This is a genomic window from Streptomyces sp. NPDC018029 (assembly GCF_044327655.1).
Lineage (GTDB): Bacteria > Actinomycetota > Actinomycetes > Streptomycetales > Streptomycetaceae > Streptomyces.
Genome location: NZ_JBIRFV010000010.1, coordinates 217,421 through 238,997 on the forward strand (window position 1 = coordinate 217,421; position 21,577 = coordinate 238,997).

General features: G+C 72.9%; 20 protein-coding genes. 8 read left to right on the forward strand and 12 right to left on the reverse strand.

The features are described 5' to 3' along the window. The first annotated feature begins 82 nt into the window (after positions 1 to 82). On the forward strand, positions 83 to 1,072 hold the full coding sequence (locus ACH4D5_RS29395) for a fibronectin type III domain-containing protein (RefSeq protein ID WP_398308184.1): 990 nt from the start codon (positions 83 to 85) through the stop codon (positions 1,070 to 1,072). 19 nt (positions 1,073 to 1,091) lie between these two features. On the opposite strand, the gene ACH4D5_RS29400 is transcribed toward ACH4D5_RS29395, so the two are convergent. Continuing rightward, positions 1,092 to 1,664, reverse strand: coding sequence for a PadR family transcriptional regulator (locus tag ACH4D5_RS29400; protein ID WP_398308186.1), 573 nt, complete (start codon positions 1,662 to 1,664; stop codon positions 1,092 to 1,094). Between the two features lie 116 nt (positions 1,665 to 1,780). On the opposite strand from ACH4D5_RS29400, the gene ACH4D5_RS29405 reads away from it, so the two are divergent. The 4 genes from ACH4D5_RS29405 to ACH4D5_RS29420 all read left to right on the forward strand — a co-directional run bounded on the left by ACH4D5_RS29405 (position 1,781) and on the right by ACH4D5_RS29420 (position 4,949). Further along, a complete protein-coding gene (locus ACH4D5_RS29405) occupies positions 1,781 to 2,212 on the forward strand; it encodes a nuclear transport factor 2 family protein (protein WP_398308188.1) in 432 nt (143 codons plus the stop codon). Between the two features lie 187 nt (positions 2,213 to 2,399). Further along, on the forward strand, positions 2,400 to 2,903 hold the full coding sequence (locus tag ACH4D5_RS29410) for a hypothetical protein (RefSeq protein ID WP_398308190.1): 504 nt from the start codon (positions 2,400 to 2,402) through the stop codon (positions 2,901 to 2,903). 163 nt (positions 2,904 to 3,066) lie between these two features. Then, positions 3,067 to 3,834, forward strand: a complete 768-nt coding sequence (locus ACH4D5_RS29415) for a sugar phosphate isomerase/epimerase family protein (protein WP_398308192.1) — start codon at positions 3,067 to 3,069, stop codon at positions 3,832 to 3,834. Next, the gene (locus ACH4D5_RS29420) at positions 3,831 to 4,949 is read left to right on the forward strand and encodes a Gfo/Idh/MocA family protein (RefSeq protein ID WP_398308194.1); all 1,119 of its coding nucleotides are present in this window, start codon (positions 3,831 to 3,833) and stop codon (positions 4,947 to 4,949) included. Before ACH4D5_RS29415 ends, ACH4D5_RS29420 begins: the two co-directional genes overlap by 4 nt. Before the next feature lie 22 nt (positions 4,950 to 4,971). Here the strand turns inward: ACH4D5_RS29420 and ACH4D5_RS29425 are convergent, their stop codons facing one another. After that, positions 4,972 to 5,514, reverse strand: coding sequence for a PadR family transcriptional regulator (locus ACH4D5_RS29425; protein WP_398308196.1), 543 nt, complete (start codon positions 5,512 to 5,514; stop codon positions 4,972 to 4,974). A gap of 51 nt (positions 5,515 to 5,565) precedes the next feature. Continuing rightward, a complete protein-coding gene (locus ACH4D5_RS29430; protein WP_398308198.1) occupies positions 5,566 to 7,587 on the reverse strand; it encodes an FAD-dependent oxidoreductase in 2,022 nt (673 codons plus the stop codon). Positions 7,588 to 7,768: 181 nt separating this feature from the next. On the opposite strand from ACH4D5_RS29430, the gene ACH4D5_RS29435 reads away from it, so the two are divergent. Further along, the gene (locus ACH4D5_RS29435; RefSeq protein ID WP_398308200.1) at positions 7,769 to 8,266 is read left to right on the forward strand and encodes a methylated-DNA--[protein]-cysteine S-methyltransferase; all 498 of its coding nucleotides are present in this window, start codon (positions 7,769 to 7,771) and stop codon (positions 8,264 to 8,266) included. Positions 8,267 to 8,294: 28 nt separating this feature from the next. Here ACH4D5_RS29435 and ACH4D5_RS29440 read toward each other — a convergent pair whose 3' ends face one another. From ACH4D5_RS29440 to lnt, 6 genes are all read right to left on the reverse strand, one after another. Next, positions 8,295 to 8,969, reverse strand: coding sequence for an alpha-ketoglutarate-dependent dioxygenase AlkB family protein (locus tag ACH4D5_RS29440; RefSeq protein WP_398308202.1), 675 nt, complete (start codon positions 8,967 to 8,969; stop codon positions 8,295 to 8,297). Next, entirely contained in the window at positions 8,957 to 11,347 is a 2,391-nt protein-coding gene (locus ACH4D5_RS29445; RefSeq protein WP_398308204.1) for a phosphoketolase, read from the reverse strand. The genes ACH4D5_RS29440 and ACH4D5_RS29445 overlap by 13 nt, the downstream gene beginning before the upstream one ends. Before the next feature lie 125 nt (positions 11,348 to 11,472). Continuing rightward, positions 11,473 to 12,474 carry a universal stress protein gene (locus ACH4D5_RS29450; RefSeq protein WP_398308206.1) on the reverse strand — a complete coding sequence of 334 codons (1,002 nt, stop codon included), beginning with the start codon at positions 12,472 to 12,474 and terminating at the stop codon, positions 11,473 to 11,475. Between the two features lie 139 nt (positions 12,475 to 12,613). Continuing rightward, the gene (locus ACH4D5_RS29455) at positions 12,614 to 13,789 is read right to left on the reverse strand and encodes a methyltransferase (protein WP_398308208.1); all 1,176 of its coding nucleotides are present in this window, start codon (positions 13,787 to 13,789) and stop codon (positions 12,614 to 12,616) included. A 92-nt stretch (positions 13,790 to 13,881) separates the two neighbouring features. Then, positions 13,882 to 14,361 (reverse strand): NUDIX hydrolase, encoded by a 480-nt coding sequence (locus ACH4D5_RS29460; protein WP_398308210.1) that lies wholly within the window; start codon positions 14,359 to 14,361, stop codon positions 13,882 to 13,884. A 48-nt stretch (positions 14,362 to 14,409) separates the two neighbouring features. After that, the gene (gene lnt, locus ACH4D5_RS29465; protein ID WP_398308212.1) at positions 14,410 to 16,023 is read right to left on the reverse strand and encodes an apolipoprotein N-acyltransferase; all 1,614 of its coding nucleotides are present in this window, start codon (positions 16,021 to 16,023) and stop codon (positions 14,410 to 14,412) included. 244 nt (positions 16,024 to 16,267) lie between these two features. Here lnt and ACH4D5_RS29470 point away from each other — a divergent pair, with 244 nt between their 5' ends. Beyond that, positions 16,268 to 17,311: an O-antigen ligase family protein gene (locus ACH4D5_RS29470; protein WP_398308214.1), complete on the forward strand. Its 1,044-nt coding sequence runs from the start codon at positions 16,268 to 16,270 to the stop codon at positions 17,309 to 17,311. Here the strand turns inward: ACH4D5_RS29470 and ACH4D5_RS29475 are convergent. Continuing rightward, positions 17,292 to 17,840, reverse strand: a complete 549-nt coding sequence (locus ACH4D5_RS29475) for a hypothetical protein (RefSeq protein WP_398308216.1) — start codon at positions 17,838 to 17,840, stop codon at positions 17,292 to 17,294. The genes ACH4D5_RS29470 and ACH4D5_RS29475 overlap by 20 nt on opposite strands. An 82-nt stretch (positions 17,841 to 17,922) precedes the next feature. Continuing rightward, positions 17,923 to 18,726, reverse strand: a complete 804-nt coding sequence (locus tag ACH4D5_RS29480; RefSeq protein ID WP_398308218.1) for a glutamate racemase — start codon at positions 18,724 to 18,726, stop codon at positions 17,923 to 17,925. A gap of 58 nt (positions 18,727 to 18,784) precedes the next feature. Between ACH4D5_RS29480 and ACH4D5_RS29485 the strand changes: the two genes are divergently transcribed. Beyond that, positions 18,785 to 19,987 carry a glycosyltransferase gene (locus ACH4D5_RS29485; RefSeq protein WP_398308220.1) on the forward strand — a complete coding sequence of 401 codons (1,203 nt, stop codon included), beginning with the start codon at positions 18,785 to 18,787 and terminating at the stop codon, positions 19,985 to 19,987. A 4-nt stretch (positions 19,988 to 19,991) separates the two neighbouring features. Here ACH4D5_RS29485 and ACH4D5_RS29490 read toward each other — a convergent pair whose 3' ends face one another. Further along, complete coding sequence (locus ACH4D5_RS29490; protein WP_398308222.1) at positions 19,992 to 21,302, reverse strand: TerD family protein; 1,311 nt, start codon at positions 21,300 to 21,302, stop codon at positions 19,992 to 19,994. Between the last annotated feature and the right edge of the window lie 275 nt (positions 21,303 to 21,577).

Consider the following 21,577-nt stretch of genomic DNA (forward strand, 5'->3'; position numbering starts at 1 on the left):
CCTTGATGTGCCCTCGTCAGCTGTGTCAAATAGGTCCGGACCAATAGGTCCGGACCTATGCCGTCGAGTGGAAGGCAGCACCGTGCGACGGATCCCCCGTCTGTCCGCCCCTCTGGCCCTGCTGACGGTGACGGCCGCGACCGCGGCCACGCTGAGCGGCTGCGCGTGGGGCGGCGGCGACACCAAGGACACCCGGCCCCCGACGGCGCCCCGCGGCCTCACCGTGCAGGCGGGCAGCTCCACCACCGCCCACGTCATGTGGAACCAGGCCACCGACGACACCGAAGTCACCCGGTACGAGGTGTACCGCGGGAGCGAGAAGGTCAAGGAGGTGCCCGGCCGGGAGCACATGGTGGACGTCGTCGGTCTGCGACCGTCCGCCACGTACACCTTCACCGTCCGGGCCCGCGACGCCGAGGGGAACGTCAGCGAGGACAGCAAGGAGCTCTCCGTCACGATGCCCGCCGCGGCCGCCGCCGACCACAAGCCCCCGACCAGGCCCGGGCGCCTGACGGGCGAGGCGGAGGGAAGCCGGGCGGTGATGCTCTCCTGGAGCAAGTCGTCGGACAACAAGAAGGTGGCCTCGTACGAGATCTTCCAGGGCGGCTCGAAGATCCACAGTGTGGGCGGGGGCCAGACCGCGACGCTGGTCACGGGGTTGCGGCCCGGCACCGATTACACCTTCACGGTCAAGGCGCGCGACGCCGCCGACAACTTCTCGCCCGCGAGCCCCGGGGTCCGTGTCACCACCGCGGCGGGCAAGGGCTCGGGGCGCGGCACCGCACCCACCGGCTTCCGCGCGGACACCCACCGTGCCGACGGGGCGTACTACATCGACCTGTCGTGGACACCGCCGCGCACCGGCGGCGCCGTGACGGAGTATCAGATCCAGCTGGACGGCCGCACCGCCACCTCCCTCGTCTTCGGCGGCACCGCGCCGCGCGACAAGGCCGAGCACAGCTTCTACATCGGCAGGGAGGCCGGGGAGCGGCACCGGGTGCGGGTCCGGCCCAAGCTGCCGGACGGGACGTGGGGCGGCTACTCCCCCGAGCGGACGGTCACCACCGGCTGAGCTCCCACCACCCCCGAACTCAGCCCCGACCGCGCGCGGCCGCTTCCCGCTCGCTCAGCAGCGCCGCCGCGCGCCGGCACCAGTCGCGGGACTCGCGCTCGAAGGCGAGCCCGCGCAGACAGGTCAGATAGGGGCCGACGCGCTCGCCGGCGCGCAGGAACTCGTCCTCGTCCGCGCCGCCCCGCAGCCGCACGAGGAACTTCTCCAGGACCTCGATCTTCGCGTCGGCGACCGCCGCCCGCTCCGCGAGCTGCTCGATCACCGGGGCGGCGGCGACGCCGTCGACGGCCTGCACCTTCACCAGCAGGTCGTCGCGGATGAAGGACGGCTTCGCGGCCCGCGCGGCGAACCGCTCCATCTCGGCGAGACCGTCGTCGGTGACCTTGAACAGCCGCTTGTTGGGCCGGCCCTCTTGGACGACCTCGCGCCCGGCGACCAGACCCTCTGCCTCCAGCTTGGCCAGCTCGGCGTAGAGCTGCTGGGGCAGTGCGTGCCAGAAGTTGGCCACGCCGATGTCGAAGCCCTTGGCCAGCTGGTATCCGCTGTACTCGCCGTCCAGCAGTGCCGCGAGCACCGCGTGCCGCAGAGCCATGTCCCGGATCCCCTTCCCTTCAGCCGCCTTTCACCCCATCATAGTCATCATTCTGACTAGTCAGAATGATGACTATGAACCTATGTACCTATAGGACTTAGCAACCCGGAGGAACCATGACGCATCCCACCGCCGCCCGCTTCCGTGCCCTCGTCGAGCAGCGCGATCTCGACGCCCTGGAGGAGCTGTTCACACCGGACATCCGCTTCTACAGCCCGGTGAAGTTCACGCCCTTCGAGGGCCGCCCCATGGTGCTCGGGCTCTTCGGCGTGCTGCTGCGGACGTTCGAGGACTTCCGGTACGTCGGTGCGTACTCGGGCGAGGCGCGGACCAGCTCCGACGGCGGCGAGGCGGAGTCGGACGTGCTGCTCTTCCGCACCACCGTGAACGGGAAGGAGATCCACGGCATCGACCTCCTGCACTTCGACGAGGAGGGGCGGATCAAGGAGTTCACCGTGATGGTGCGGCCGCAGTCCGCGGTGCAGGCGCTGGGGCAGGCGGTGTACGAGGGACTCGTCGCGGACGGCCTCGTGCCCACCCCCCACTGACACCTCCGCTCGACACCGCTGCCGCACACCCCTGCGCCGGACGAAGGATTCCGTCACCTGCCCGGCGGCCGTCCGCATGCGGTCGCCGCGCGCGGCACGTTGGCTCTTCGTCAGGTAGCACGGGCGTTCCCCGACTCTCGGCGGCGCATGGGTTGTACCGCCTCCCGTGTCACCGGAGGGCAGACTCATGCGTACTACTCAGATATGTGTCCGTACCGGCCTGACCGTCGCCGCCGCCGCGTTGCCGCTGATCATGGGTGCTCCTTCGGCGTCCGCGGCCGACGATCTCACCGTCACCGCCACCGGTTCCACGGTGCGGGCCACCACCGCCGCGTGTCCCGACGGCGGTACGGCCTCGCTCATGGGCGCCGCCAACGCCAGCTTCGCCGGCGGACAGCAGGCGGCGCTGGTGAACGGCAGCGCTTCCTGGCGGAACGTCAGCGCCGGTTCCTACACGGTGCTCGTCTCCTGCAAGGACGGCACGCAGGTCGGACCTCGGACCGTCACCGTCGGCACCACGCCGACGGCCTCCTCGACGACCGCGCCCGCGCGGGGCGTCCGCGGAGGACTCGGGGGCGGTTCCGAGGACCGCGGCACGATCACGCTCGTCACCGGCGGGGCCCTGGTGGCCGCGGCCACCCTCGGCGGCGTCTGGTACCTGCGTCGTCGCGGGGCCACGGGCCGCCTCTGACCGAGGGCCACGGCACGGCACCGACGACCGCCGCCCACCCGTCACGTTCCGGGTGGGCGGCGGTCGCACGTGAAGGCACCCTTGCCGGAGCACGCCGAGGCACCCTTGCCGACCCCACCGAACCGCCTTACCGTCCTCCCAGCCGACAGGGGAGGGCGCGTTCATGCCACGACCGCTCAGCGTTCAGCTCTACACCGTGCGCGACCAGCTCGTCGCCGACCGGGAGGGGACGCTGCGCCGCCTCGCCGGTCTGGGATACGGCGCGGTGGAGGCGTACGACGTGCTCGGTGACCCGAAGGGGCTGCGCCGTGTCGTGGAAGACCTCGGGCTCACCGTGTCCGGCACGCATGCCGTGCAGCTGCTCGGCCCGGAGCCGGAGCACGTCCTCGACGCGGTGCGGACGCTCGGGACGGATGTCGCGATCGTTCCCGCGGGCATCCCGCCCGAGGAGTTCACCTCCCGCGACGGGCTCGCGCGCACGGCCGACCGCCTCAACTCCCTTGCCGCTCTTGCCCGTCGGCACGGCGTACGCATCGGCTACCACAACCACTGGTGGGAGATCGAGCCCCGCTTCGGCGGTGACGAGGCCGAAGCCCCGCACGCCGTCGACGTCCTCGCCGGGCTGCTCGACCCGGACGTCTTCCTGGAGATCGACACCTACTGGGCGGCGGTCGGCGGCGCCGACGTCCCGGGCCTGCTGCGCCGCCTCGGCGACCGGGTGCGGGCCCTGCACCTCAAGGACGGCCCCGGCACCCGGGAGGATCCGAACGTGGCAGTCGGCGGCGGCACCATGCCGGTGCCGGAGATCCTCGCCGCCGCGCCCGACGCCTGGCGGATCGTCGAGTTCGACTCCTGTGCGGGCGACGCGGACGCCCTCTTCGGCGAGCTCGCGGCCAGCCACGCCTACCTCGCCACCCTGGAGGCGCTGTGACTCCCGCCCCCGTCGGCTCGGGCCCGGTCGGCGTCGCCGTCGTCGGCGCGGGCGTCATCAGCGCCGAGTACCTGCGTACGTTGAGCAGGTTCCCGGACGTCCGGGTCGTGGCCGCCGCCGATCTCGACGAGGAGCGGGCGGCCGCCGCGGCCGTCACCCACGGCATACCCGTGTCCGGCGGCGTCGCGACGGTGCTCGCGCTGCCCGAGGTCGAGCTCGTCGTCAATCTCACGGTCCCCGCCGCGCACGCGCAGGTGGCGACGGCCGCCCTGCGCGCCGGGAAGCACGTCTACGGCGAGAAACCCATCACGCTCGCCCCCGGCGAGGCGGAGAAGCTGCTCGCCGAGGCCTCGGAGCGCGGGCTGCTCGTGGGCAACGCGCCCGACACGTTCCTCGGCGCGGGTCTGCAGTCGGCGCTGCGGGCCGTGGCGGCCGGGCACATCGGCGCGCCCGTGGCGGCGACGACCGTGACGCAGAGCCTGGGGCCCGAGGGCTGGCATCCCGATCCGGCGTTCTTCTACCAGCCGGGCGCGGGGCCGCTCTTCGACCTGGGACCGTACTACCTGACCTCGCTCGTCGCCCTGTTCGGCGGCGTGGAGCAGGTGGCCGCGACGGCGGCACGCGCGCGTGTGGAGCGCGTCGTCGGGTCGGGGCCGAAGGCGGGACAGGCGTTCCCCGTCGACGTGCCGACGCATGTGTCGTCGCTCCTCCGGTTCGCCTCCGGGGTGCGGGCCGCCTCGACGTTCAGCTTCGACTCCGCGCTGCCCCGCATCCGTTTCGAGGTCACCGGGACCGAGGGCACCCTCGCCGTGCCCGACCCGAACACGTTCGGCGGCCCGCTGAGACTGCTGCCCAACGGCTCCGACGAGTGGCGCGAACTGCCCGTCAAGGGGCGGACCGACGGGCGGGGCCTCGGCGTGGTCGACATGGCGCGCGCCCTGCGGCACGGCACCGCGCACCGGGCGTCCGGCGCGCTCGCGCTGCACGTCCTGCAGACGATGACGGCGATCGCGGACTCCGCCGAGCACGAGCGGTTCGCCTCGCTGCCCACGCAGGTCGTGCCACCGCGGCCGCTGCCCGCGGACTGGGACCCTCGGGAGGCGACGCTCGGCTAGGGGCCTGTGCCGGAAGAAGCCCCTACGGCGTCTCCAGTTCCTCGATGGTGCGCGTGAGCCACTGCGTCCAGAACGTCTCCAGGTCGATGCCCGCCCGCAGCACCGCGTGGCGCAACCGGTCCTCGACGGCGTCCTTCCCCGGCGGGAAGTCGCGCCGTTCGATCTCCTCGTACTCGGCCAACTGCCGCCGGTGCAGGTCGAGATGGCGGTGCAGGTCCTCCTGTACGCCCGCGATGCCCGCCGTGCCGACGACCGCCGCGGCGCGCAGGCGCAGCAGGAGGGTGTCGCGGAGCGGCTTCGGGTCCTGGCTCGCGGCCGTCCAGCGGGCCAGTTCGGCGCGGCCCGCCGGCAGGACCTCATACTCCTTCTTCTGCCCCCGTGTCGCTCCCTGCCGCGGCAGCGCGCGGATGGCGCCCTCGCGCTCCAGCCTGCCCAGCTCGCGGTAGATCTGCTGGTGCGTGGCCGACCAGAAGTAGCCGATCGACTTGTCGAACCTGCGGGTCAGTTCGAGGCCCGACGACGGCTTCTCCAGGAGGGCGGTGAGGATCGCGTGCGGGAGTGACATGGGGGCAATCCTAGGGAGGCGATCCTGGGGACGGGCCGCGCGGGCGCGGGGTCAGAGCGCGGCGGCCAGTTCCGTGCCCTGCTTGATGGCGCGCTTGGCGTCCAGCTCGGCCGCGACGTCCGCGCCCCCGATGAGGTGCGCCGCGACGCCGGCCGCGACGAGCTCCTCGTACAGGTCGCGGCGCGGGTCCTGTCCGGAGCAGAGCACGACCGTGTCGACGGGGATCACGGACGGCTCTCCGTCGACGGTGATGTGCAGGCCCGCGTCGTCGATCAGGTCGTAACTGGCGCCCGCCACCATCGCGACGCCGCGATGGCGCAGCTCGGTGCGGTGGATCCAGCCCGTGGTCTTGCCGAGGCCCTTGCCGACCTTGGACGTCTTGCGCTGCAGCAGGTGGACGGTGCGCGGCGGCGTCGGCCGCTCGGGCTTCGTCAGACCGCCGCGCTCGCGGAAGTCCATGTCAACGCCCCACTGCCGGAAGTACGTGGCCGGGTCCAGGCTCGCCTTCTCGCCGCCGTCGGTGAGGAATTCGGCGACGTCGAAGCCGATGCCGCCCGCGCCGATGATCGCGACCCGCTCCCCCACGGGCGCGCCGTCGCGCAGCACGTCGAGGTAGCCGACGACGCTGGGGTGGTCGATGCCGGGGATCTCCGGGATACGGGGGGTGACGCCGGCGGCGACGACCACTTCGTCGTACGCCTCTCCCGCGAGCGTGTCCGCGGTGACGACGGTGTTCAGCCGGACGTCGACGCCGCGCAGGTCGAGCTGGGTGCGGAAGTAGCGGAGGGTCTCGTCGAACTCCTCCTTGCCGGGGACCTTGCGGGCGACGTTGAGCTGGCCGCCGATCTCGGCTGCCGCGTCGTACAGCGTGACGTCGTGGCCGCGTTCGGCGGCGGAGACGGCGAAGGCGAGTCCCGCGGGGCCCGCGCCGACGACGGCGATGCGCTTCTTGGTGCGGGTGGGCGAGAGCACGAGCTCGGTCTCGTGGCAGGCGCGCGGGTTCACCAGGCAGGAGGTGATCTGCAGGTTGAAGGTGTGGTCGAGGCAGGCCTGGTTGCAGCCGATGCAGGTGTTGATGGCCTCGGGCCTCTCGGCCCTCGCCTTGTTGACGAAGTCCGGGTCGGCGAGCAGCGGGCGGGCCAGCGACACCATGTCGGCGGCGCCGTCGGCGAGCAACTGCTCGGCGATCTCGGGGGTGTTGATGCGGTTGACGGTCACGAGCGGCACAGAGACCTCGCCCATGAGCTTCTTCGTGACGAAGCTGTACGCGCCGCGCGGCACCGACGTCGCGATGGTGGGGATGCGCGCCTCGTGCCAGCCGATGCCGGTGTTGATGATCGTGGCGCCCGCGGCCTCGATCTCCTTGGCGAGGTGGACGACCTCTTCGAGGGTCGAGCCGCCGGGCACGAGGTCCAGCATGGAGAGGCGGTAGATGATGATGAAGTCAGCGCCGACGCGTTCGCGGGTGCGGCGGACGATCTCGACGGGGAAGCGGATGCGGTTCTCGTAGGAGCCGCCCCAGCGGTCGGTGCGCTGGTTGGTGGGGGCAGCGATGAACTCGTTGATGAGGTAGCCCTCGGAGCCCATGACCTCGACGCCGTCGTAGCCCGCGAGCTTGGCGAGTTCGGCGGCGCGCACGAAGTCCTCGACGGTCTGCTCGACCTCGTCGTCGGTGAGCTCGCGGGGCACGAAGGGGCTGATGGGCGCCTGGATGGCGCTGGGCGCGACGAGCTTGTCGTGGTAGGCGTACCGGCCGAAGTGGAGGATCTGCATCGCGATCTTCCCGCCCTCGGCGTGCACGGCGGCGGTGATCGCCGCGTGCTCCTTCGCCTCCGCCTCGGTGGTGAGCTTGGCGCCGCCGTCCCAGGGCCTGCCGAGCTCGTTCGGGGCGATGCCGCCGGTGACGATGAGGCCGACGCCACCGCGCGCCCGGGTCGCGTAGAACTCCGCCATCCGCTCGAAGCCGTTGGGCGCCTCTTCGAGGCCCACGTGCATGGAGCCCATGAGGACCCGGTTGGGCAGGGTGGTGAAGCCCAGGTCGAGCGGGTTCAGCAGGTTCGGGTATCGGCTCATGGGCCCCTCCGTACGCGGTGTCTACAGGACAGTTGTAGACCAGGCGCGGGCGTTGTGCAACTAGTTGCATAACCTCGTCGGAGGGGACCGCCGCGGCCGACACGATGTCCGAATCCCGCCAGCCGCACCCCCGCGCACGCCCCAGACTGGAGGCAGCACCCGAACGCTTGAGGAGAGTCCGATGACCGTCCACACGACGATCGACAGTCCGCTGGGCGAGCTGCTGCTGGTGGGCGAGGAGTCGGCCACCGCCAAGGGCGGCACCGCGCTGGCCTCGCTGTCCATGCCGGGCCAGAAGGGCGGCGCCGTCGTCCTTGACGGCTGGGTGCGCGACGACGCGGCCTTCGACGTGATCACCGCGCAGCTGCGCTCGTACTTCGCCGGGAGCCTGACCCACTTCGACATCGAGTACGCCGCCGGGGCGGGCACCGAATTCCAGCGCAGGGTATGGACGGCGCTGGACACGGTCCCCTACGGCACCACGACCACGTACGGGCGGCTCGCCGAGCAGCTCGGCCTCTCCCGCGCCGCCGTCCGCGCCCTCGGCACCGCCGTCGGACGCAACCCGCTGCTGATCGTGCGCCCCTGCCACCGGGTGATCGGCGCCGACGGCTCCCTCACCGGTTACGCCGCGGGCCTCGACCGGAAGCGGCGGCTCCTCGACCTGGAGGCGGCCTGACCGCCACCGCACGGACGCCCCCGTCCGGTCATCGCCCGTCGCTGAAGCCGCTGACGCGCAGCGTGATGTTCAGCCGCCCGGCCAGCCCCAGCTCCGGCGGCCCGGTGCCGGGGATGATCCGCAGCACCCCGTGGTGGGCGAGGCGGGAGGCGCCGCCGAAGACGACCAGGTCGCCGCTGCGCAGCTCGACGTCCGTGTACGGCCTGGTGCGTGTCTCCGTGTTGCCGAAGCGGAACACACCCGTGTCACCGAGGCTGAGTGACACCACGGGCGCTCCCGACTTCTCGTCGCTGTCGCGGTGCATGCCCATGCGCGCGTCGGCGTCGTAGAAGTTGACGAGGGCGATGTCGTACGTCTCATCGACCTCGTGACCGGCGGCTTCGGCCGCCCGGCGGCCCAGCTCGGCGAGCCACGGCGGCATCGGCTTCACGGGGGCGCCGTCCCCGTCGACCACGGCCCGCGCGTACCCGTACGGATACCAGTGCCAGCCCAGACAGAACTGCCGAGCGGTCATCGCGCCGCCGCCGGGTGTCTTGACCTGCCGCAGCCCGGCGGGCGGCGCCGCCCACGCCCGGCAGGCCGCCACGAGACGCAGCTGTTCCTCCGGTGCCAGCCAGTCCGGCAGGTGCACCGCCCCCGGGCCGAGGACGGTGCGGCTCCGGGGGAACAGTTCGTCGTGGGCCACGTCGGTCAGTATGGCCACGTCCAGTCGGCGACCTCGGGCAGGTCCGTGCCGTGCTCGCGGATCCAGGCGTCGTGCCGGGTGCGGACGTCGGCCATCGCCTGGCGTACGGCCGTCGCCCGCACGGCCAGGCCGGGGACGCGGTCGATGACGTCCATGACGAGGCGGTACCGGTCGAGGTTGTTGCGGACGACCATGTCGAACGGCGTGGTGGTCGTGCCCGCCTCCGTATAGCCGCGCACGTGCAGGTGGTCGTGGCCGGTGCGGCGGTAGGCGAGGCGGTGGATCAGCCACGGGTAGCCGTGATAGGCGAAGATCACCGGCTTGTCGCGGGTGAAGAGCGCGTCGTACTCGGAGTCCGCCATCCCGTGCGGGTGCTCCTCGCGCGGCATCAGGCGGGCCATGTCGACGACGTTCACGACGCGCACGGTGAGCTCGGGCAGGTGCTCGCGCAGCAGCGCCGCGGCGGCGAGGACTTCCTGGGTGGGCACGTCACCCGCGCAGGCGAGCACGACGTCGGGTTCCCGCGAGCCGTCGTCCGTCCCCGCCCACTCCCAGACGCCCGCCCCGCGCGCGCAGTGGGCGCGGGCGTCGTCGAGGGAGAGCCAGTCGAAGCAGGGCTGCTTGCCCGCGACGACGACGTTGACGTAGTCCCGGCTGTGCAGGACGTGCTCGGTCACGGAGAGCAGGGTGTTGGCGTCCGGCGGGAGGTAGACGCGTACGACGTGGGGGCTCTTGTTGAGCACGTGGTCCACGAAGCCGGGATCCTGGTGCGAGAAGCCGTTGTGGTCCTGCCGCCACACGTGCGAGGTCAGCAGGTAGTTCAGGGACGGCACGGGCGCGCGCCACGGCAGGGTGCGGGAGGTCTTCAGCCACTTGATGTGCTGGTTGACCATCGAGTCGACGATGTGGACGAACGCCTCGTAGCAGGAGAACAGGCCGTGGCGGCCGGTGAGGGTGTAGCCCTCCAGCCAGCCCTGGCAGAGGTGTTCGGAGAGGACTTCCATGACGCGGCCGTCGCGGGCGAGGTGCTCGTCCGTGTCGAGGATCCGGGCCTGCCAGGCCTTGCCCGTCGCGTCGTAGAGCGCGCCGAGCCGGTTGGACTCGGTCTCGTCCGGGCCCACGACGCGGAAGTCGCGGCGCCCCGCGGTGTCCGCCATGACCTGCGCGAGCAGCTTGCCGGTGATCCGGGTCGGCTCGTGCAGGGTCGTGCCCGGCTTGTCCACGGGAACGGCGAACTTCTCCAGGGGCGGGACCGGCAGTCGGCGGGTCAGGCGGCCGCCGTTGGCGTGCGGGGTGGCGCCGAGCCGGCGCTCGCCGCCGGGGACGCAGGCCAGGACCTGCTCGGTGGGGCGGCCGTCCGCGTCGAAGAGCTCCTGGGGGCGGTAGGACTTCAGCCACTTCTCCAGCTGCCGCAGGTGTTCCGGGTTCTCGCGGACCCCGGAGAGCGGCACCTGATGCGCGCGCCAGGTGTTCTCGACGGGCTCCCCGTCGACGGCCTCCGGCCCTGTCCAGCCCTTGGGCGTGCGCAGCACGATCACCGGCCACCGCGGGCGGCCCTGCACTCCCCCGCCGCCGCGGGCGGCCCGCTGGACCGCGGCGATGCGGTCGAGCGCCTGGTCCATGGCCTTGGCCATCGCCTGGTGGACCTTGCGCGGCTCGTCACCGGCGACGTACAGCGGCTCGTGGCCGTAGCCCTTGAGGAGCGCGTCGAGTTCGGCCTCGGGGAGACGGGCGAGCACGGTCGGGTTGGCGATCTTGTAGCCGTTGAGGTGGAGGATCGGCAGGACCGCGCCATCGTGCGCCGGGTCGTGGAACTTGTTGCAGTGCCAGGAGGCGGCCAGCGGCCCGGTCTCGGCCTCGCCGTCACCGATGACGCAGGCGACCAGCAGGTCCGGGTTGTCGAGGGCGGCTCCGTAGGCGTGCGCGAGCGAGTAGCCGAGCTCACCGCCCTCGTGGATCGAACCGGGCGTCTCGGGCGCCACGTGGCTCGGCACACCCCCGGGGAACGAGAACTGGCGGAACAGCTTCGCCATGCCCTCCGCGTCCCGCGAGACGTCAGGATAGACCTCGCTGTACGAGCCTTCCAGCCAGGAGTTGGCGAGCACGGCGGGGCCGCCGTGGCCCGGCCCCCACACGCACAGGGCGTCCAGATCCCGCTCCTGGATCACGCGGTTGAGGTGGGTGTGGACGAAGTTGAGGCCGGGCGACGTGCCCCAGTGGCCCAGCAGGCGCGGCTTGATGTGCTCGGGCCGCAGCGGCTCGGTCAGCAGGGGATTGCTCATCAGATAGATCTGGCCGACGGCCAGGTAGTTGGCGGCGCGCCAGTGGGCGTCGAGCGCCGCCAGGTGGTCCTTCGCCACGGGTGCCACAGGTCCTCCTCGCGTGATTCGGGGCATACGGCGGGGTCAGGCGTGCCGATCGGGTTCCACGTGAGTGGCGGGTCAGTCGTGCGGGACGCTGTCGTCGGCGCTTTCGTGCGGTGGGCCGGCCATGCGGCACGGTTCCCTCCGCGTCCAGCACATCAGCCGTGCGGGACGACCGCCACCGGGCAGGCCGCATGGTGGAGCACCGCGTGGCTGACCGGCCCGAGCTGCATACCGGGCCGGCCCTCGCGGCGGTGGGCGCCGACCACGAGGAGGTCGGAGTCGCGGGCCGCGTCGAGCAGCGCGGTGCGGGCGTGTCCTTCCGGCACGTCGCGGCGCACCGTGAGGGTGCGGTGGGCGCACAGGGGTGCGCGCAGGGCCTCGTCCAGCTCCTCCTCGGCCCGCCGCTGGTGCGGGTCGGTGAGCTCGCCGGGCGTGGGCCGGGCCGGGGCCTCGTGGGCCGGGCAGCGCCAGGCGTGCACGGCGCGCAGGGTGGCGCCGCGCCGCTCCGCCGCGTCGCACGCGAAGGCCACGACGGCGGCCGAGTCGCCGGGCTCCCCCACGCCGACGGTGATCTGCGGTCCGGTGTCCGGATTCGGGCCGCGCCCGCCGCCGACCTGCGACCCGCTGTCCCGCTTCGGCGCACCGTCGCCGACGACCTGCGACCCGCTCCCCCGCTTCGACGCGCCGCCGACGACGACCTGCGGCCCGCTGCCCCGGTTCGCGGCGCCTTCGGCATCGCGTACGACGACGACCGGCGCCGTGGCGCGGGCGGCGACCGCCAGGCTCACCGAGCCGAGCAGCAGCCCGGCGAGCCGGCCCCTGCCCCGGCTGCCGACGACGACCATCGAGGCCTCGCCGCTCACACGGATCAGCGCGGCGGCCGGATCTTCGGGCAGGACCGCGCCGCTCACCTCGACGGCGGCCGTACGGCGGCGGGCGTGCTCCACGGCCCGCTCGACGACCTGGTCCGCCGAGGCCTGTACGGCGTCGCCGCCGCCGGTGCCGAAGGACGGCTCGTGACCCTCGTACCACTCCCAGCTCGACGCGTACACGACGCGCAGCGGTGTGTCCCGCCGGACGGCCTCGTCGACGGCCCAGTCCAGCGCCCGCAGGCCGGCCGGTGAACCGTCGACACCCACGATCAGGGGCAGTTCCACGGTCGATCGTCTCCCTCCGCCGCCGGGGGCCGCGGCTCGGCCCGGCCGTCGCCCTACGACGCTGCCATCACGCGCGCCCGCGCGGGAGTGCCGAACAGGCCCGGTGTCGGTGTCGGAGGTCGCCCTTCACCGCCCGTCCTCACCGCCCGCCTTTGACCGCCCGCAGCAGGACGAACTTCGGGTCGCTCGCCACGACCTCCGCGTTGCCGAAGAGCTTGCGGAGGCGCACGTGGTAGCCGAGGTGGCGGTTGCCGATGACCCACAGCTCGCCGCCGGGGCGCAGCGCGGCGCGGGCACCGGTGAACATGCGGCGGGCGGTCGCGTCGGTCGTCGCCTGGTGGCTGTGGAAGGGCGGGTTGTTCAGGACGAGGTCCACCGTCTCCGGCGGCACGGCGGTGAGGGCGTCACCGGCCACGAAGTGCGCCTTGGCGTCGTCGGCGGCGTTGGCGCGGAAGGTGGCCTCGGCGGAGGCGACGGCCTGGAACGACTCGTCGATGAAGGTGACCGTGGCGTCGGGGTCCGCGACGGAGGCGGCGGTGCCGAGCACGCCGTTGCCGCAGCCGAGGTCCACGACGTGGGCGGCGCCGCGGGCGCGCGGCAGATGCTTGAGGAAGAAGCGGGTGCCGATGTCGAGCCGGTCGGCGCAGAAGATGCCCGCGTGGTTGACGACGATCAGGCCCGCGCCCGCGCCGGAGTCGGCGGGCAGCACGTAACTGCGGGGCCAGGGGCCGGCTCCGGCTCCCGCCGCCTGCCCCGGACCGGGGGTGCTGAAGATGAGGCGTGCCTTCTGCCGGGCCAGCGACGTCCTGGTCGGGCCGATGATCCGCTCGAAGAGCTCCAGTGTCGACGTGTGGATCTCGGTGACCATGCCGGTGCCGACGACGACCGTGCCTTCGTGCAGGGCGGGCGCGAGCCGGTGCAGCTGGTCCTCCAGGAGCGCGAGGCTCTTGGGTACGCGGACCAGGAGTACGTCGACGCGGGCGGGCGGAGTGTCCCTGGTCGTCAGGAGCCGTGCCGCGTCCGGCGGGTGTCCGGCCCGCGCCAGGTTGGCCCGGGTGGCCTGTTGGGCGAGGAAGGAGTCGGTGATCTGCACCGGCACGCGCGCGTGCCCCGCGAGCGCGGTGGTCAGCGCGCCCCACCGGTCACCGACGACGGCCACTGTTCCGGAGAGGTCGACGGCCGCCGCCCCCTCCTCGCCCGCCAGGTGCCGCAGCAGATAGGCGTCTGCCGCCGACCAGGCGCGCAGCTGGTCGCGGGGGTCCTCCGGAAAGCGGGTGAGGTCGTACGCGCCCCATGACGTGCTCAAACGGTTCATCGTGCCCTCAGGCTAACGGAGGGCCCACAGCAGTCCGTACGCGCAGCCCGTACGCGCAGCCCGCGAGCCGCACCGGGCGCGGGCACGGACTCTCACTGTCCCGCCGGGGCCTCGAACCAGGTGGGGCCGTCGGCCATCGCGTGCTTGATCCGGGACAGCGCGAACTCGTTCAGCGGGGGCAGCGCGTCCACGTCGAACCACGCCACTTCCAGCGACTCGTCGTCGTTGACGCGCGCCTCGCCGCCGACGGCACGGCAGCGCAGCGTGATGTCCATGTACTGGCAGGTGTCACCGTTGTCGTAGGTGACCGGCTGGAGGGCCTGCACCAGGACCACGCGCTCCGGCACGCAGTGCACGGCCGTCTCCTCGTACACCTCGCGCACCGCGCACTCCGCGGGCTGCTCACCCGGGTCGGGGATGCCGCCGATCACAGCCCACTTGCCGTTGTCGGAGCGCCGCCCGAGCAGCACCCGGCCCTCCTCGTCGAAGACGACGGCGGTGACGCCGGGGAGCCAGAGCAGCTGCTGCCCGGCGGCGGCCCGGATGGTGCGGATGAAATCAGGAGTAGCCATGGCCCGACCCTATCGGCGCCGAACCGGCATCCCCGCCGAGGCCGGGACCTACTCCACTCCGGGGCGCCGGGTCCGCACAGCCGAGGTCACGGCCCAGCCGAGGCCGCCCGCGGCGAGCAGCACCAGGATGGCCTCGGGCAGCACGCCTAGGCGGGTTGCGGGGGTCCGCGAGGAGCGCAGCGGCACCTCCTCGACGAGCGAGTCGGCGGTGTACCACGTCGTCTTCGCCCGCACCTCGCCGTCCGGCATGATCACCGCGCTGACGCCGCTCGTCACCGGCACCGTGACGGCGCGGCTGTGCTCGACGGCGCGGATCCGGGACATCGCGAGCTGCTGGTAGGTCATCTCGCTGCGGTCGAAGGTGGCGTTGTTGCTGGGCACCGAGATGATCTGCGCGCCGTGGGTGACGGTGTCGCGCACCGCCCAGTCGAACGCCGCCTCGTAACAGGTCGCGATGCCCACCTTCGTACCGGCCATGGTGAAGACGCCGGGCTTTGTGCCGCGGCTGAAGTCCTGGCGCACCTTGTCGACGTCGCTGCTGAAGGCGCTGATGAGCGAGCGCAGCGGGATGTACTCGCCGAAGGGCTGGATCTGCCGCTTGTCGTAGGTGTCCGTGGGGCCCTTCTCCGGGTCCCAGAGGATCTGCTCGTTGTAGAGCCTGCCGTCCTTCTTCTCGACGACGCCGCCGACGGAGACGGGCGCCCCGATGGCCTTGACCGCGCCCTCGATCGCGAGGCGCGCGTCGGGGTTGGTGAACGGGTCGATGTCGGAGGAGTTCTCCGGCCACAGGACGAGGTCGGGGCGCTTCACCTTGCCCGCCTTCACCTCGGCGGCGAGGCGTTCGGTCTCGCGCACGTGGTGGTCGAGGACGGCGCGGCGCTGCGCGTTGAAGTCGAGTCCCGCGCGCGGGACGTTGCCTTGGATCGCGGCGACGGTAGCGGTGCCGTCCTCCGCCTCGTCGCTGACGAGCGCCCGCGCCGCGAAGGCACCGGCCACGGGCACGAGCACGCTGAGCGCAGCGACCGCCGCCGCGCCCCGGCGCACGACACGGGTACCGCGTACGTCGACGACCTGGCGCACGACCTCGTACAGACCGAACCCGCACAGGACGACCGCGAACCCGAGCACGGGGGTGCCGCCGAGCGCGGCGAGCGGCAGGAACACGCCGTCCGCCTGGCCGAAGGCGACCTTCCCCCAGGGGAAGCCGTTGAACGGCACACGCGCGCGTGCCGCTTCCCCCGCGATCCACAGGGCGGCCGCCCAGAGCGGATACGCGGGCAGCCGCGAGACGGCCGCGATGCCCGCGCCCACGAGAGCGACGAAGACCGCCTCGACCGCCGCGAGCGCCAGCCACGGGCCGGGGCCGACCTCGACGCCGGTCCACACGAGGAGCGGCAGCAGGAAGCCGAGGCCGAAGAGGTAGCCGAGGCCGAGGCCCGCCTTCCAGGTCCGGCCGCGCAGGCACCAGGCGAGGGCCGCGAAGGCCGGGAGCGCCAGCCACCACAGCGTGCGGGGCGGGAAGCTGACGTAGAGCAGCACTCCGGAGAGGGCCGCCACGGCGGCGGGCGCGAGCCGTCGCAGGACGCGCACGGCCCGGTGGGCCCGCGGGGGCTGCGGATCGAGCTGGTCCGGCTCGTCTACGGAGGTGGTGGTGGCGGTCACCCGGGGAGTGTACGGCGCGTCACCTGGGCGCCGACAGCTCGGTCGGCCGGGGCGACGGGGGGCCTCGCGCGGCACCACCGGCCGTATCGTTCCTGCACAACCGGTCCCGCGGTCCGGCGCCAGCCGTTAGCGTGTGGCCGAGTCCTCTGCCTCCGGCCGGTTCGCGTCACCGCGGACGCGGCCCGCGTCGGCGGGGGCCCGTCATACACCGGGGGGCGACGGGGTGGGGTCAACGGGGACGGCCATGCCGGCCGGTCCGGCGGCGGCGCGGGAGCGCCCTGCCGCGTCCGACGCGACGGGCGGCGCGCTGCTCGGGGCGTGCGCCGCCTGGGCGCTGATCACCGCGGGCGTGCACGGCGGAAGCCCCGAGGGCGTGCTCCTCGCGGTCCTCGCCGTGGCCGCCGGTTACGCGGGCGGCCGGATCTCCGGGGCGCTGCTGCCGGTCGCCGCGCCCTGCGCGAGCGCGCTCGCGGGGCTCGGACTCGCCGTGGCAGCGCCGCGCCTCACGCTCGGCCCGTCCTCCTCCCTGGGCCACACCGGTGCCACGGCCGCCCTGCTGATCCTCTCGACCGGTGCGGCCTGCTGTGCGGCGTGGGCGGCCCGGACTCCGGTGGCGCGCCTCGTGCTGCGGCTGCTCGCCGCGGGGATCGCCGGTGCCGCGGCGGCGCTCGGTTCCCCGGCCGGTTGTGCGGGGTCCGTCGTGGTGCTGCTCTGTTCGCTGGCGGTGGCCCGGCTGCGCGGCAGGACGCTCGGTCTCGCCGGGCTCGCGCTCGCGTCGGTGCTGATCAGCGGCGTTTCGCTGGCGGTGGCCGACGACGCGCTGCCGGGCGGTCTGACGGCGCCCGTGGAGAGCGGCCTCGGCCGGCACCGTGTGCTGCTGTGGCAGGACGCGCTGGCCCTGGCGGAGCGGGAGCCCGCGACGGGGGTGGGCCCCGGCCGGTTCGGTGAGGTCAGTCCGGTGGCCGCCGAATATCTCCTGGCGGACGGGAAGCCGCATTCGGCGCCGCTGCAGCAGGCGTCGGAGCAGGGTTTCGTCGGGGTGGGGCTCCTGGCGGCGGTGTTCTGCTGGCTGCTGTACGCGCTGTGGCGTTCACCCGGCTCCACCCAGGTCGTGCTCTCGGCGGGCGCCGCCCTGACGGCGCTGACGGCCGTGGCGGCGGTGGGCAACGCGCTGAGCGTGACGACGGTGACGACCGGGGCGGGCCTCCTCGCGGGCATCGCGACGGCCCGGCCCCTGCACGAGGACCCGTTGCGCGGCGACCGTCCGGTCAGCCCGCGTTCCCCATGAGCCGCAGCCGGGCCCTGATGGCGCGCACCGCCGACTCGGCGTTGTCCACCGTCACCGTGAACTTGTGGCCGTCGCCCAGGCTGAGCACTAGGCCCTCGCCGCGCCTGACCACGACGGCGGTGCCCTTCTCGGGCCGCCAGCGGTATCCCCAGCCGCCCCACTGCCGGGGTGTCACGGCGGGCGCGAACTCCGCGCCGACGACATGGGAGAGCGGGATGAGGCGGCGCGGCAGCCCCAGATGACCGCAGCGCACCTCAAGGAAGTCCTTGTCGACCTTGACGGCCACATGGACGAAGGCGAGCGTCCCGAAGAGCATCAGGAGGCCGACCGCGATGCAGCCCACGACGGACATGACCAGAGGTGCGATGCCGGAGGTCCACATGGAGCCGACCGCGAGCTCGATGCCGAGCGCCAGGCAGGCGGCGCCGGCACACGCGAGGAGCCACTGGACGCGGTTGGTCGCGCGTCCGGTCCAGACCTCGTGCGGGTTGTCGGATGCGGCCCGCTCGTCGTGGGCGTAGTCCTTCATGCCATCGAGACTACTCAGATTCCGCGGTGAAGCCACCGCGTAGCGGAACGTCACGGCCCGCTCACGCGGGAACCGCCGCGCGTCAGAGCGCCGGGCTGGTCTCCGCGAGCATGCGCCCCTCCGCGTAGGTGAGCGCTGTCGTCGGCAGCTGCTCCTCGCGGCCGCTGAGCAGGACGGTGAGGCCGGGGGCGGCCGCCGTGGGATCGGTGGCGACGGGGTCGGTGCCGGGGCGGGCGCCAATCCTGCGCAGCGCCTGGGCGGCCACCGCACCGGCCGAACCGTGCAGGACGAGGGGCGGCAGACCCGGCTGCTGGACGGCGGCGCGAATACGCTCAGCGACCAGTTCGTAATGGGTGCAGCCCAGGACGACGGCCCTTACATCGCGCGGGGTGAGGGCCGCGGCGGCGGCGATCGTCTCGTCGATGGCCTTCTCGTCCGCGTACTGCACGGCGTCGGCCAGGCCGGGGCAGGGCACCTCGGTGACGTCGATGCCGCGCGCGAACTCGTCGATGAGGCCGCGCTGGTAGGGGCTGCCGGTGGTCGCGGGCGTGGCCCAGATGGCGACGGGTCCGCCGCCCGCGGCCGCGGGCTTGATCGCCGGCACGGTCCCGATCACCGGGATCGCGGGCTCGAGACGGGCGCGCAGGGTGGGCAGCGCGTGCACGGACGCGGTGTTGCAGGCCACGATCAGGGCGTCGGGCCGGTGTGCGGCGGCGGCCTCGGCGACGGCGACGGCCCGCCCGGTGAGGTCCTCCGCGGTGCGTGGCCCCCAGGGCATTCCGTCCGGGTCCGAAGAGAGGACGAGATCGGCGTCGGGTCGCAGGCGACGCACCGCGGCCGCCGCGGCGAGCAGTCCGATGCCGGAGTCCATGAGCGCGATCTTCACCCGGTCACCATAGTCGATGGGCCCCACAGGCCCCTTCCCGTGGGGCAGACTTCGTCGGATGAGCGCCGTTGCGTGGATCGCCGCCGGATCGCTTGCCGCGTGGCTGTGGCTGCTGTTGGGGCAGGGCTTCTTCTGGCGTACGGACGTCCGTCTGCCACCGCGCCGGGACCCCGGGCAGTGGCCGTCGGTCTGTGTCGTCGTCCCCGCCCGGGACGAGGCGGCGGTGCTGCCGCGGAGCCTGCCGTCGCTGCTCGCGCAGGACTATCCGGGGCGGGCCGAGGTCTTCCTCGTCGACGACGGCAGTTCGGACGGCACGGGGGAGCTGGCCCGCGCGCTGGCCGAGCGCCACGGCGGCCTGCCGCTGACCGTCGGCTCCCCCGGCGAGCCGCCCGCGGGCTGGACGGGCAAGCTCTGGGCGGTACGCCATGGCATCGCCCTTGCCCGCGCGCGTGACCCCGAGTACCTCCTGCTCACCGACGCCGACATCGCCCATGAACCGGACAGCCTGCGCCAGTTGGTGGCCGCGGCGGACCACGGGGGCTTCGACCTCGTCTCCCAGATGGCCAGGCTGCGGGTGGAGAGCGGCTGGGAGCGCCTGGTGGTCCCGGCGTTCGTCTACTTCTTCGCGCAGCTCTACCCGTTCCGGTGGATCGCCCGGAAGGGCTCGCGGACGGCCGCCGCTGCGGGCGGCTGTGTCCTGTTGCGCACGGACGCCGCCGAGCGCGCCCGGATCCCGGACGCCATCCGGCACGCGGTGATCGACGACGTGGCACTCGCGCGGGCGGTGAAGCGCTCCGGCGGTCACATCTGGCTCGGCCTCGCGACACGCGTCGACAGCGTGCGCCCCTATCCGCGCCTCGGTGATCTGTGGCGGATGGTGTCGCGCAGCGCGTACGCACAGCTGCGGCACAACCCCCTGCTGCTCGTCGGGACGGTCGCGGGTCTCGCCGTGGTGTACCTCGCCCCGCCGGTGGCGCTGTTCGCGGGTCTCGCCATGGGAAGCGCGGCGGCGGCCGCGGCCGGTGGTCTCGCCTGGCTGGTGATGACGGTGACGTACCTGCCGATGCTGCGCTACTACGGACAGCCGCTGTTGCTCGCCCCGCTGCTGCCCGCCACCGCGTTCCTGTATCTCCTGATGACCGTGGACTCGGCGGTGCAGCACTACAGGGGGCGCGGTGCGGCGTGGAAGGGCCGTACGTACGCGCGTCCCGACACCGCCGCTCCGGGCCCTGCCTCCGACCCCGCCCCCGAGCAGCGCTGAGGCGTCACTTCCTGCCGGGCGTCCAGTTCATGCCCCACCCGTAGGTGTGGTCCATGGTGCGCTGCGGGCTCACGCCGCGCTCTGGCACCAGGTAGCGGGCCTCCCGCTGGACGACGAGGTCGCCGCCGTTGTTGGTAAGCAGTGCCAGCGCGCACACGGTCGAGGGGACGGTGCACTCGTCGAGCGAGAAGTCGACCGGCGCGCCGTGCTGGGGCTGGAGGGTGACCGTGGCGTTGAGGTCGGCGAAGCTCCGGGCGCCTTGGTAGATGGTCACGAAGATGACGATGCGCCGGAAGTCGTTGATGTGGTCGAGGTTGATGGTGAGGTTCTCGCCGGTGGCGACAGCTCCGGTGCGGTCGTCGCCGTCGAGCAGGATGTACGGGGGCTGGTGCAGCGCTCCGAAGGCGTTGCCCAGCGCTTGGACGACTCCCTTGCGGCCGTCGGCGAGTTCGTAGAGGGCGCAGAGGTCGAGATCGAGGTCGGCGTGCATGGCGACGGCCCGGCCCAGCTTGGCGCCCCACCCCTTGAACTGCTTGCGCACCTCCCAGTTGAGGTTCACGCGCATGCCGCCCGAGGTACCGCCCTGCTTGGTCAGGGAGACGGACGGCGCGTCCTTCGTGAGGGTGACCTTGGTCAGGCGGACGGGGGCGGGGGCGGGGGCGGCCGGTGGGGGTGCGGGGGCGGCCGGGGCTACGGGGGCGGGTGGGGCCACCGGGTCGGGCGCGGCTACGGGGGCAGGTGCGGCTACCGGGGCAGGTGCCGCCACCGGGGCGGGCGTCGCCTGCTGTGGCTCGTCCACCGAGATGCCGTAGTCCGTCGCGAGGCCTTCGAGCCCGCTGCCGTACCCCTGTCCGACGGCGCGGAACTTCCACGCGCCCTGGCGCCGGTAGAGCTCGCCGAGGACGAAGGCGGTCTCCACGGTCGCGTCCGCGCTGTCGTAGCGCGCGAGTTCGGCGCCGCTCGACGCGTCCAGGACGCGGATGTAGAGGCCGGGCACCTGTCCGAACGTGCCGCTGTCGGCCGAAGCGGCGAGCACCACGGTCTCGATGCCGGGCTCCACGCGCGCGAGGTCGACCGTCAGCACATCGGTCACACCGGCGCCGGAACGCTGCTTGCCCTCGTGGCGCACCGCTCCGGAGGAGTGCTCCGGCTGGTTGTAGAAGACGAAGTCCGCGTCCGAGCGCACCTTTCCGGAAGGCGACAACAACAGCGCGGACGCGTCGGCGTCCGGCACTCCGGCTCCGGAACCCCACCCCAATTCGATCCGTACCGCGGGTGCCGGTACGGGAACGTTCGATCCTTTAGGCATTGTCATGTCCGCCCCCATCGCAAGTCGCCGTCCGGCAGGGCCGCCGTTTCCGTTCCCGGCCAACCTATTACCCGGACCGCGAAGAGGCCCACGACGGCGCCCCGGGGGGCCTTCCCGGCCGACCGCGGGTAACCCGCCAGGAGCTCGGCCTTTACACGATCCGTACGCCGTTCGGCGACCGATTTTCCCAAGTTCGCTCGCATTGGGGATCCACGACCACTGTCGACACGTAAAACAACCCTCTTATCGGTCTCCCCAACCAGCACATCTAGGGCTTAACT